Annotated in this window: 10 protein-coding genes; 8 read left to right on the top strand and 2 right to left on the bottom strand. The window is 71.0% G+C overall.

Annotation, left to right across the window (positions count from 1 at the left end; translation table 11 throughout):
• Both Q1N79_RS09335 and mdh read left to right on the top strand, forming a co-directional pair.
• On the top strand, window positions 1-696 hold a 696-nt coding region (locus Q1N79_RS09335), incomplete at its 5' end, for an NADP-dependent isocitrate dehydrogenase (protein ID WP_300606883.1).
• 30 nt (window positions 697-726) lie between these two features.
• On the top strand, window positions 727-1683 hold the full coding sequence (gene mdh / locus Q1N79_RS09330) for a malate dehydrogenase (protein ID WP_300606880.1): 957 nt from the start codon (window positions 727-729) through the stop codon (window positions 1681-1683).
• 36 nt (window positions 1684-1719) lie between these two features.
• Here mdh and Q1N79_RS09325 read toward each other — a convergent pair whose 3' ends face one another.
• Window positions 1720-2913 carry a M20 family metallopeptidase gene (locus tag Q1N79_RS09325; protein ID WP_300606877.1) on the bottom strand — a complete coding sequence of 398 codons (1194 nt, stop codon included), beginning with the start codon at window positions 2911-2913 and terminating at the stop codon, window positions 1720-1722.
• Between the two features lie 61 nt (window positions 2914-2974).
• Complete coding sequence (gene galK / locus Q1N79_RS09320; protein WP_300606874.1) at window positions 2975-4138, bottom strand: galactokinase; 1164 nt, start codon at window positions 4136-4138, stop codon at window positions 2975-2977.
• A gap of 202 nt (window positions 4139-4340) precedes the next feature.
• On the opposite strand from galK, the gene Q1N79_RS09315 reads away from it, so the two are divergent.
• The 6 genes from Q1N79_RS09315 to Q1N79_RS09290 all read left to right on the top strand — a co-directional run.
• Window positions 4341-5630, top strand: coding sequence for a hemolysin family protein (locus tag Q1N79_RS09315; protein ID WP_300606871.1), 1290 nt, complete (start codon window positions 4341-4343; stop codon window positions 5628-5630).
• 53 nt (window positions 5631-5683) lie between these two features.
• Entirely contained in the window at window positions 5684-7255 is a 1572-nt protein-coding gene (guaA, locus tag Q1N79_RS09310; protein ID WP_300606868.1) for a glutamine-hydrolyzing GMP synthase, read from the top strand.
• Between the two features lie 179 nt (window positions 7256-7434).
• Window positions 7435-7749, top strand: coding sequence for a co-chaperone GroES (gene groES / locus Q1N79_RS09305; RefSeq protein WP_300606890.1), 315 nt, complete (start codon window positions 7435-7437; stop codon window positions 7747-7749).
• Window positions 7750-7855: 106 nt separating this feature from the next.
• A complete protein-coding gene (groL, locus tag Q1N79_RS09300; protein ID WP_300606865.1) occupies window positions 7856-9472 on the top strand; it encodes a chaperonin GroEL in 1617 nt (538 codons plus the stop codon).
• 94 nt (window positions 9473-9566) lie between these two features.
• Entirely contained in the window at window positions 9567-11093 is a 1527-nt protein-coding gene (guaB, locus tag Q1N79_RS09295; RefSeq protein ID WP_300606863.1) for an IMP dehydrogenase, read from the top strand.
• 67 nt (window positions 11094-11160) lie between these two features.
• Window positions 11161-11722, top strand: a 562-nt coding sequence (locus tag Q1N79_RS09290; RefSeq protein ID WP_300606886.1) for an IMP dehydrogenase, incomplete at its 3' end; no start/stop codon positions are given.

Genomic DNA, 11722 nt, shown 5'->3' with positions numbered 1-11722 from the left:
GGCGGCGTGGCGATGGCCATGTACAACTACGACGACTCGATCCGCGACTTCGCGCGCGCCACGATGCGGTACGCGCTCGACCGGCGGCTCCCGCTCTACCTGTCCACGAAGAACACGATCCTGAAGGCCTACGACGGGCGCTTCAAGGACATCTTCGCGGAGACCTTCGAGTCGGAGTTCAAGGCCGAGTTCGAGGCGGCGGGCATCACCTACGAGCACCGGCTGATCGACGACATGGTCGCGCAGGTGCTCAAGTGGGAGGGCGGCATCGTCTGGGCCTGCAAGAACTACGACGGGGACGTGCAGTCCGACGTCGTGGCGCAGGGATACGGCTCGCTTGGGCTGATGACCAGCGTGCTGATGACGCCGGACGGCCGCACCGTGGAGGCCGAGGCCGCGCACGGCACCGTGACCAGGCACTACCGTCAGCATCAGCAGGGCAAGCCCACGTCGACCAACCCGGTGGCCTCGATCTTCGCCTGGACGCGCGGGCTGGCGCACCGCGGCAAGCTCGACGGGACGCCCGAGGTGACGGAGTTCGCGCGCACTCTGGAGCAGGTCTGCGTCGAGACCATCGAGGCCGGCCAGATGACCAAGGACCTGGCGCTGCTCATCGGGCCCTACACGCCGTACCTGACCACGCAGGAGTTCCTCGCCGCGCTTGATGCTAACCTGCGTGCCGCGATGGCCAGCTGACTCGCTTATCACCTAGGGAGATTTCACGACATGTCACGCAAGGGGAAGGTAGCCGTCATCGGTGCGGGCTTCTACGGGTCGACCACGGCGCAGCGGCTCGCCGAGTATGACATCTTCGACGAGGTCGTGCTCACCGACATCATCGACGGCAAGCCGGAGGGGCTCGCGCTGGACATGAACCAGTCGCGGCCGGTCGAAGGGTTCGAGACCAAGGTGACCGGCCAGACCACGGGCCCGTCAGGCGAGGGGTACGAGGCGATCGCCGGCGCGGGGATCGTCGTGGTCACCGCCGGCCTTCCCCGCAAGCCGGGCATGAGCCGGATGGACCTGATCGAGGTCAACGCCAAGATCGTCAGGAACGTGGTGGAAAACGTCGCCAAGCACGCGCCAGAGGCCGTGCTGATCGTCGTGTCCAACCCGCTTGACGAGATGACCGCGCTGGCCGCGAAGGTCTCCGGGTTCCCGTCGCACCGGGTGCTCGGGCAGGCGGGCATGCTGGACACCGCGCGGTTCAGCTACTTCGTGGCGGAAAAGCTCGGCGTGCCGGTTCGGTCCGTCACGACGCTGACCCTGGGATCGCACGGCGACACGATGGTGCCTGTGCCGTCCGCCTGCTTCGTCGACGGCAAGCCGCTGTCGTCGCTGCTGCCCGACACCGAGGTCGAGGCGCTCGTCGAGCGGACCCGCAACGGCGGCGGCGAGATCGTCGCGCTGCTCAAGACCGGGTCGGCCTACTATGCTCCGTCGGCGGCCGCCGCGCGGATGGCCCGCGCGGTGGCGGAGGACTCCGGCGCGATCATGCCGGTCTGCGCCTGGGTTGACGGCCAGTACGGCATCAGCGGCGTCTACCTGGGCGTTGAGGCGGAGATCGGGTCGGCCGGCGTGCGCCGGGTGGTCGAGCGCGACTTGGCGGAGTCCGAGCTTGCGGCGCTGCGCGCGGCCGCTGCGGCCGTCCGGGCCAAGCAGGCGGACGTCGCGAGCCTGTAGCGGGCCTGCAGGCGGGCCGATGCCCGGCTTGCCCGGTTATCCCCGCGCCAGGCGGCGCAGGGCCAGCTCCGCGTAGAGGGCGGCCCCGTCCGCGAGCACGCAGTCGTCGAAGACGGCGACTGCCGAGTGGTTGGACGGGGCCGTTTGCGGGTCGGTGCCGGGCGGGCACGCGCCGAGGAACACGAACGCGCCGGGCACCTGCTGCAGGACGTAGGAGAAGTCCTCGCCGCCGGTCAGCGGGTGCGCCCGCGTGCGTGCCCGCCCGCCGCCGAACATGTCCGACACGGTCGCGGTGGCGAATGCCGCCTCCGCCGGGTCGTTGAGCGTAACCGGGTAGCCGCGCAGGTACTGTGCGTCCGCCTGCAGGCCGTGCGCGAGGGCGATATCCCGAACGAGCCGGACCGACTCCACTTCGAGCCGGTTTCTCGCCTCCTCGCTGAAGGACCGCGCGGTGGCCTCGAGCCTGGCCTCGTCGGGTATCACGTTCCGCACGGTGCCGGCGTGCAGGCTGCCCACCGTGATCACCACCGGGTCGAACACGTCGAAGCGGCGGGTCACCATCGTCTGCAAGGCGGTCACGATCTCGCAGGCGACGGGGACCGGGTCGGCGCCCAGGTGCGGTGCGGAGGCGTGCCCGCCGCGGCCCTGGACCGTGACGTCGATGAAGTCCGCCGCGGCCAGGATCGGCCCTGGCCTGGTCGAGAACGTGCCGGCAGGCAGCTCGTAGGAGGCGACGTGCAGCGCGTAGGCGGCCGCCGGCCGTTCCCCTGCCGCCTCGAGCAGGCCCTCCGTGATCATCTGCCTGGCGCCGTGGCAACCCTCTTCGCCCGGCTGGAACATGAAGACCACGGTGCCGCCGAGTTCGTCGCGCCGGCCGCAGAGCAGCCGCGCCGCGCCGACCAGCATGGCCGTGTGCAGGTCGTGGCCGCACGCGTGCATCGCACCGCCGATCCGCGAGGCGTACGGCAGGCCCGTCTCCTCGGTCACCGGCAGCGCGTCCATGTCGGCGCGGAGCAGGACCACAGGACCTGGTTTCCCGCCGCGCAGCACGGCGGTCACCGACGTGAGCTCCCTGCCGATGGCGATCTCCAGCGGGAGTCCGTCAAGGGCGGCGAGCACCTTGCGCTGCGTCTTCGGCAGGTCCAGCCCTATCTCAGGCTCACGGTGGATGTCGTGCCGCAACTGCCTGACTTCATCCGCGATCGCGGCCGCGTCGTCGCGCGTCGTCACTAGATTCCTCCTGCTTGCCGGTGCTCCGCTCGTTCCACGATCCCGCGCCCCGCGCTCCCTGTCACGCGATCCGCCGGGCTGCGGCGGACGGGACCGCGTCGAGGAACTCCGGCGGCGTCCATGAGCGCTGCGCGAACGCCTCGGTGAGCGCGGCGCGGGCCGCGGGCAGGCGCTGCGCCGGGACGAGGGCCAGCACCGACCCGCCGAACCCGCCGCCGAGCATCCGCGCGCCGTACGCGCCCGCCGCGATCGCGGCGTCCACCGCTATGTCCGCTTCCGGCCAGGAGATCTCCAGGTCATCCCGCAGGGACAGGTGCGCCTGCGTGAGCAGCCGGCCGATGAACCGGTACGTTTCCTGCGCGGTGGCGGCCTGGTCGGCCTGGTCGGCCTCGGCGGCGAGCGCGGCGGCGATCGCCCGCGCGCGGGCGCTGTCGGTGACCACGTGCCGGACCCGCCGCCGCAGGACGGGATCGGCGAGCCGGCCGGCGAGCGCGGCGTCCGCCACCGAACCGAGCGACGGGACGCCGAGCAGCCGGGTTGCCTGCTCGCACTCCGATCGCCGCCGGCCGTACTCCCCTGACACGAGGGCATGCGGGACGCGGGTGTCGATGACCAGCGCGGTCATTCCGTCCCGGCCGGGCCGGAACGGCACGTGGGTGATGTCCATCGTCCCGCAGTCGAGCAGCATCGCGTGGCCCGCCCGGCAGAGCAGGGCGGCGGCCTGGTCGATGATCCCGGTCGGCGCCCCGACGAACTCGTTTTCCGCACGCTTGGCGATCGCGGCCAGGTCGCGCCGTGCCACCTGCGCTCCGGCGAGGCCGCACAGCGCGAGCGCCACCGAGCACTCCAGGGCGGCCGAGGACGCCACGCCCGCGCCCACCGGCAGGTCGGAGTCGATGTCGATGGACGCCCCGGGGACCCGGTACCCGGCCTCGCGCAGTGCCCACGCCACGCCGGCCGGGTAGGCCGCCCAGCCCGCCACCGACCCCGGCGCGAGCGAGTCGGGGGAGACGGTGACTGGCTCGTCGGGCACCTGCTTGGACCGCAGCACGAGCAGCCGGTCAGGCCGCGCGACGGCGGTGGCCGTCACGCCCTGGGCCAGCGCGAAGGGCAGCACGAAACCCGTGTTGTAGTCGGTGTGCTCACCCATCAGGTTGGCCCGCCCTGGAGCGAACCACACGCAGGCGCTCACGCATCCTCCCGAGCCGCCCGCCGCGGCGCGCATTGCACCGAGCGTACCCGACGGCGCGCCGCAAACCCGGACCTATCCCGCGCGCGCGGCCATGCCTTCCTCACGGGACGCATACGTTATCCGGTCTAGACTGGCCGCACGAATGCTGGCCGGGATAAGCCGGGATAAAGAGAGCGGATAGCGCGTCCGGCGACGATCTCACGGGCGCGCGGCGGAGGAAGTCGGCGATCGCAGCGTGAGCAGGGTCGTCCTGGACGTGATCATCGTCCTCATCATCGTGTCCATCGGCGGCTTTTTCGCGTCCGCCGAGATGGCGCTGGTTTCGCTGCGCGAGGGCCAGGTGCGATCCATGAACCGGCGCGGCAGGCGCGGCGCGAAGGCCGCGCGGCTCGCGGCGGACCCGAACCGGTTCCTGTCAGCCGTCCAGATCGGCGTGACGCTGGCGACGCTGGTGACCGGCGCGTTCGGCGCCGACACCCTGGTCGGCCTGCTGCGGTCCTGGCTGGTCCGGCAGGGGCTGTCCGGCGACGTGGCGTCGCCGCTGGCGTTCGCCGTGGTGACCGTGTGCATTACCTACGTCAGCCTGGTCTTCGGCGAGCTTGCGCCCAAGCGGATCGGGCTGCAGCGCGCGGTGCCGCTGTCCCTGTTCGCCGCGCCGATCCTTGACTTCATCGCGACGCTGGCGCGGCCCGTGGTGTGGCTGCTCTCGAAATCGGTCAACGCGGCGGTCACCCTGGTGGGCGCCGACCCGCGGCAGAGCCGCCAGGCCATGACCGAGCAGGAACTGCGCGAGCTTGTGGCCGGCACCCAGGCGCTCAGCGCGGACGAGCGGCGCATCGTCGGCGAGGTGTTCGACGCGGGCAAGCGGCAGATCCGCGAGGTGCTGCTGCCGCGCACCGAGGTGGAGTTCCTCGCGGCCGGCACCACGGTAGGCGAGGCCGCGCGGCTCGCCGCCAGCGTGCCGTACTCGCGGCTGCCCGTCTACCAGGACTCCTACGACAACGTCGTCGGCTTCGTGCACGTGCGGGACCTGCTCGGGCCGGCCGCCCCTGAGCGCTCGGCCCTCGTGGACCAGGTGGTCAGGCCGGTCAAGTTCCTGCCGATCAGCAAGACCGTGCTTTCCTCGCTGTCGGAGATGCGCAGGGACAGGGCGCACCTGGCGATCGTGGCCGACGAGTACGGCGGCACCGCCGGCATCGTCACGCTCGAGGACCTGGTGGAGGAGCTGATCGGCGACATCAGGGACGAGTACGACACCGGGCAGGCCGCGGCCACCAAGCTGCCGCGCGGTGAGGTGGAAGTTGACGGCCTGCTCAACCTGGACGAGTTCGCCGAGCAGACCGGCATCGAGCTGCCCGAGGGCCCGTACGAGACCGTCGCCGGCTACGTGCTCGCGGCGCTTGGCGAGCTGCCCGCCGCCGGGGAGTCGGTCAAGGTGCCCGGCCACACGATCACGGTCACCGAGCTGGACGGCCGCCGGATCGCCCGGCTGCGCGTCACCCCGACGTCGCTGACTGGCGGCTAAACTGCCCTCACGCGGGGAAGCTCCCTGGCCAACGGGAGAGAGGGGCGGTACACGTGTCTGGGCCTGGTGGGTTTGACACCGTTCTGGTCGTCGACTTCGGCGCGCAGTACGCCCAGCTGATCGCCCGCCGGGTGCGCGAGTGCCACGTGTACTCGGAGATCGTTCCATCGACGATGCCGGTCAGCGAGCTGCTGGCGAAGCAGCCCAAGGCGATCATCCTGTCCGGCGGCCCCGCCTCGGTGTACGAGCCCGGCGCGCCAGCCGCCCCGGCGGGGCTGTTCGACGCGGGCGTGCCGGTGCTCGGCATCTGCTACGGGCATCAGGTGCTCGTGCGGGAACTCGGCGGCGCCGTCGAGCGCACCGGGGCGGCCGAGTACGGGGGCACCCCGCTGCAGGTGACGGACGGGGGGCGGCTCCTCGCCGGGCTCGGCCCGCAGCTCGCCGTGTGGATGTCGCACGGCGACACGTCCACCGCGGCGCCGCCGGGCTTCACGGTCACGGCGCGCACCGCCGCGACGCCCGCCGCGGCGGTCGAGGCCCCGGACCGGGGGCTCTACGGTGTGCAGTTCCACCCCGAGGTCATGCACACCGAGCACGGGACGACGATCGTGCGCCGCTTCCTCGACGCGGCCGGGTGCCGGCCCACGTGGACGATGCTGAACATCGTCGAGGAGCAGACCGGGCGGATCAGGGAGCAGGTAGGGGGCGGGCGCGCGATCGCGGGGCTGTCGGGCGGCGTGGACTCCGCCGTGGCCGCTGCCCTGGTGCAGCGTGCCATCGGGGACCGGCTGACCTGCGTGTTCGTAGACCACGGCCTGCTGCGCAAGGGGGAGCCGGCGCAGGTCGAGAAGGACTTCGTCGCGGCGACCGGGGTGAGCCTGCGGGTGGCGGACGCGTCCGCGGCGTTCCTCGGCGCGCTGCGCGGGATCACCGACCCCGAGGCCAAGCGCAAGGTCGTCGGCCGGGAGTTCATCCGGGCGTTCGAGCGCGCGGCCAGGGAGATCGGCGCCGAGGCCGGCGCGCACGGCGAGTCGACGGAATTCCTCGTCCAGGGCACCCTGTACCCCGACGTGGTCGAGTCCGGCGGCGGCACCGGCACCGCCAACATCAAGTCGCACCACAACGTGGGCGGGCTCCCAGACGACCTGAAGTTCCGGCTCGTCGAGCCGCTGCGCTGGCTGTTCAAGGACGAGGTGCGGAGGGTCGGCGAAGAGCTCGGCCTGCCGCAGGAGATCGTCTGGCGCCAGCCGTTCCCCGGCCCCGGCCTGGCGATCAGGATCATCGGCGAGGTCACGGCGCCGCGACTGGAGATCCTGCGCGAGGCGGACGCGATCGCCCGCGCCGAGATGACCGCCGCCGGCCTGGACCAGGCCGTCTGGCAGTGCCCTGTGGTGCTGCTCGCCGGCGTGCGCTCGGTGGGCGTGCAGGGAGACGGCCGCACCTACGGGCACCCCGTGGTCCTGCGCCCGGTAACGAGCGAGGACGCGATGACCGCGGACTGGGCCAGGATTCCCTATGACGTGCTCGCCCGGATCTCTACCAGGATCACCAACGAGGTCAGGGACGTGAACCGCGTCGTCCTCGACGTCACGAGCAAGCCGCCGGGGACCATCGAGTGGGAATAGCCCGGGACGTTACCGATCCGTGTTGACGGCGTCGGGAGTGGCGGCTACTGTTCGGGATTAGCACTCACTGGTGTAGAGTGCTAATGCGACGAGGCAAGGTCTGACACCCGCGACGGCAGGCCGGCCCTGGTCGCCTCCCAAAGCAACTCACCATTAGCCTTTCCGGAGGGGGAGGTCAGATCGTGACGACCGCCACCAAGGTTGTTCTCAAACCACTCGAGGACCGGATCGTGGTCCAGCCGCTCGAGGCTGAGCAAGTCACCGCGTCCGGGCTTGTCATCCCGGACACCGCGAAGGAAAAGCCCCAGGAGGGGAAGGTCCTCGCGGTCGGTCCCGGCCGTTTCGACGATTCGGGCGCCAAGCGCGTGCCGATCGACGTCAAGGTCGGCGACGTGGTGCTGTACAGCAAGTACGGCGGCACGGAAGTGAAGTACTCGGGCGAGGAGTACCTGGTGCTCTCGGCCCGCGACGTGCTCGCGATCATCGAGAAGTAAGCAACGCCAGACGGGCTCCGGCGGCGGGACCGCGCCACGGTCCCGCCGCCGGAGCCACGTCGGCGTCCACGTACCAGCCTGATCCAACCGTAGGTTGAGGTAGTCAATGCCCAAGATCCTGGAGTTCGACGAGGACGCCCGCCGCCACCTTGAGCGTGGCGTGGACCGGCTCGCCGACGCCGTGAAGGTGACGCTCGGCCCCCGCGGCCGCAACGTCGTCATCGACAAGAAGTGGGGCGCCCCCACCATCACCAACGACGGCGTGACCGTCGCCAAGGAGGTGGAGCTCGAGAACCCGTATGAGAACCTCGGCGCCCAGCTGGCCAAGGAGGTCGCCACCAAGACGAACGACGTCGCGGGTGACGGCACCACCACGGCGACCGTGCTCGCGCAGGCGATGGTTCACCTCGGGCTCCGCTCGGTCGCGGCCGGCGCCAACCCGATGAGCCTCAAGCGCGGCATCGACGCCGCCGCGGCCGAGGTCTCCGAGCGACTGCTCAAGTCCGCCCGCGAGGTGGAGGAGCAGACCGAGATCGCGCACGTCGCGACGATCTCCGCGCAGGACACGAAGATCGGCGAGCTGATCGCCGAGGCGTTCGCCAAGGTCGGCAAGGACGGTGTCGTCACCGTCGAGGAGTCCCCGACGATGGGCCTCGAGCTGGAGTTCACCGAAGGCCTCCAGTTCGACAAGGGCTACATCTCGCAGTACTTCATCACCGACCCGGAAAGCCTGGAGGCCGTGCTCGAGGACGCCTACGTTCTGGTGCACCAGGCCAAGATCTCCTCGATGGCGGACTTCCTGCCGCTGCTCGAGAAGGTCGCCCAGGCCAAGAAGCCGCTGCTCGTGATCGCCGAGGACGTCGAGGGCGAGGCACTCGCCACGATCGTCGTCAACAAGATCCGCGGGCTGCTGGCGATCGCCGCGGCGAAGGCGCCGGGCTTCGGCGACCGCCGCAAGGCCATGCTCGCCGACATCGCGACGCTCACCGGCGCGACCGTGGTCAGCGAGGAGCTCGGCATCAAGCTGGACTCGGTCGGCCTGGACGCGCTAGGCCGTGCTCGCCGCATCGTGGTCACGAAGGACAACACCACGATCACCGACGGCGCGGGCGACAAGGCCGCGATCGAGGACCGGATCAGGCAGATCCGCACCGAGATCGAGAACACCGACTCCGACTGGGACCGGGAGAAGCTGCAGGAGCGGCTGGCCAAGCTCTCCGGCGGCGTCTGCGTGCTCAAGGTCGGCGCGGCCACCGAGGTGGAGCTCAAGGAGAAGAAGCACCGCCTTGAGGACGCCATCTCCGCCACCAGGGCCGCCATCGAGGAGGGCATCATCGCCGGCGGCGGCAGCAGCCTGGTGCACGTGGCCGCCGACCTCGGCGACCTCGGCCGCACCGGCGACGAGGCCACCGGCGTCAAGGTGGTCGAGCGCTCGCTGTCCGAGCCGGCCCGCTGGATCGCGCTGAACGCCGGCGAGGAAGGCTCGGTCGTCGTGGCCAAGATCGCGTCGCTGCCCGCCGGGCACGGCTACAACGCGGCCAGCGGCGAGTACGGCGACCTGATGGCCCAGGGCATCATCGACCCGGTCAAGGTGACCAGGTCCGCGGTGCAGAACGCGGCGTCCATCGCCGGCATGCTGCTGACCACGGAGACCCTGGTCGTCGAGAAGCCGGAGGAGAAGGAGCCCGAGGCCGTGGGCCACGGCCACAGCCACCCGCACTGAGAGTTACGACACGACGAGACCCGGGTTCTGATCCGAACCCGGGTTTCGTCATTAGGATGGACGCATCCCCGCTGCCACTCCTGGTGAAGGTGCCATGACCGATCACGTACGCCCAGGCCCCGAAGAAAAGTTCGGGCCGCCCGGGCTGACCTTCGACGACGTGCTGCTTCTCCCCGCCTACTCCGGCGTGATGCCGAGCGAGGCGGACACGGGCACCTGGATCACCCGCCGTTACCGGCTGCGCGTCCCGCTGGTGTCGGCGTCCATGGACACCGTGACCGAGGCCAGGATGGCGATCGCCATGGCCCGCCAGGGCGGCGTCGGCGTGCTGCACAGGAACCTGTCCGTGGAGGAGCAGGCGCAGCAGGTGGACATGGTCAAGCGGTCCGAGGCCGGCATGATCACCGACCCGGTGACCTGCGGTCCCGACGCCACGATCGCGGACGTGGAAGGACTGTGCGGCAGGTACCGGATCTCCGGCGTGCCGGTGACGAGCTCCGACGGCGTGCTGCTCGGCATCGTCACCAACAGGGACATCCGCTTCGAGACCGATCACGGCCGCCGGGTGGCCGAGGTGATGACGCCGATGCCGCTGGTGACCGCCCCGGTCGGGGTGGCGCCCGAGGAGGCGCTGCGGCTGCTGCGCCAGCACAAGGTCGAGAAGCTGCCGCTGGTCGATCAGGCCGGCCGGATTCGCGGGCTGATCACCGTGAAGGACTTCACCAAGAGCGAGAAGTTCCCGTACGCCACCAAGGACGCCGCGGGCAGGCTCGTGGTCGGCGCCGCGGTCGGCGTCGGCGAGGACGCCAAGCTCCGCGCGCAGGCGCTGACCGAGGCCGGCGCGGACTTCCTGGTGGTGGACACCGCGCACGGGCACTCCCAGGCCGTGCTGGACATGGTCGCGCAGATCAAGGCCAACTCCGACACCGAGGTGATCGGCGGCAACGTGGCCACGAGGGCGGGCGCGCAGGCCCTGCTTGACGCCGGGGCGGACGGCATCAAGGTCGGCGTCGGTCCCGGCTCGATCTGCACCACCCGGGTGGTGACCGGGGTGGGCGTGCCGCAGGTGACCGCGATCTACGAGGCGGCGCAGGCGGCACGGCCCGCCGGGGTCCCGGTCATCGGCGACGGCGGCCTGCAGTACTCCGGCGACATCGCCAAGGCCATCGCCGCGGGCGCCGACGCGGTGATGCTCGGCAGCCTGCTGGCCGGCTGCGAGGAGAGCCCAGGCGAGGTCGTCTTCATCAACGGCAAGCAGTACAAGCTCTACCGCGGCATGGGCTCGCTCGGCGCGATGCGGAACAGGGAACGCGGCCGCTCCTACTCCAAGGACCGGTACTTCCAGGACGACGTGCTGCGCGAGGACAAGCTCGTGCCGCAGGGCATCGAGGGCCAGGTGCCCTACCGCGGCCCTCTCGCGGCGGTGGCCGGGCAGCTAGTCGGCGGGCTGCGCGCGGCGATGGGGTACTGCGGCGCGCGCACGATCGCCGACCTGCAGGAGGCCAGGTTCATCCAGATCACCGCGGCCGGCCTGACCGAGAGCCACCCGCACGACGTGCAGATGACCGTCGAGGCCCCGAACTACGGCGGCCGCGCGGGCCGGGACGGGAAGCAGCCTTGAGCCGGGGATACAGCCTTGAGCCGGGGGATACAGCCTTGAGCCGGGAGATGATGGAGCCGTGACCGACGTGGAGATCGGCCGCGGCAAGACCGGCAGGAGGGCCTACTCGCTTGGCGAGATCGGCATCGTGCCCGCGCGCCGCACCCGGGACCCTGAGGAGGTCTCGATCGCCTGGCAGATCGACGCCTACCGGTTCAAGCTGCCGCTGATGGCCTGCCCGATGGACAGCGTGGTCTCGCCCGCCACGGCCATCGAGATCGGCCGGCTCGGCGGCCTCGCCGTGCTCGACCTCGAGGGCCTGTGGACGCGCTACGAGGACCCCGAGCCGCTGCTCGCCGAGGTCAGCGAGCTCGAGGAGCAGGCGGCCACCAGGCGGCTGCAGGCCATGTACGCCGAGCCGATCTCCGAGGACCTGATCGGCCGCCGGATCGAGGAGATCGCCCGCGCCGGGGTCACCACCGCGGCCAGCCTGTCGCCGCAGCGCACCGCCAAGTACGCCAAGGCGGTCGTGGACGCGGGCGTGGACATCTTCGTGATCCGCGGCACCACGGTCTCGGCCGAGCACGTCTCCGGGCGGGCCGAGCCGCTGAACCTGAAGCAGTTCATCTACGAGCTCGACGTCCCCGTGG

The organism is Trebonia sp. (assembly GCF_030042015.1).
GTDB lineage: Bacteria > Actinomycetota > Actinomycetes > Streptosporangiales > Streptosporangiaceae > Trebonia.
The sequence above is the reverse complement of the archived record's forward strand: the minus strand, read 5'-3'. Positions and strand labels throughout refer to the sequence as shown.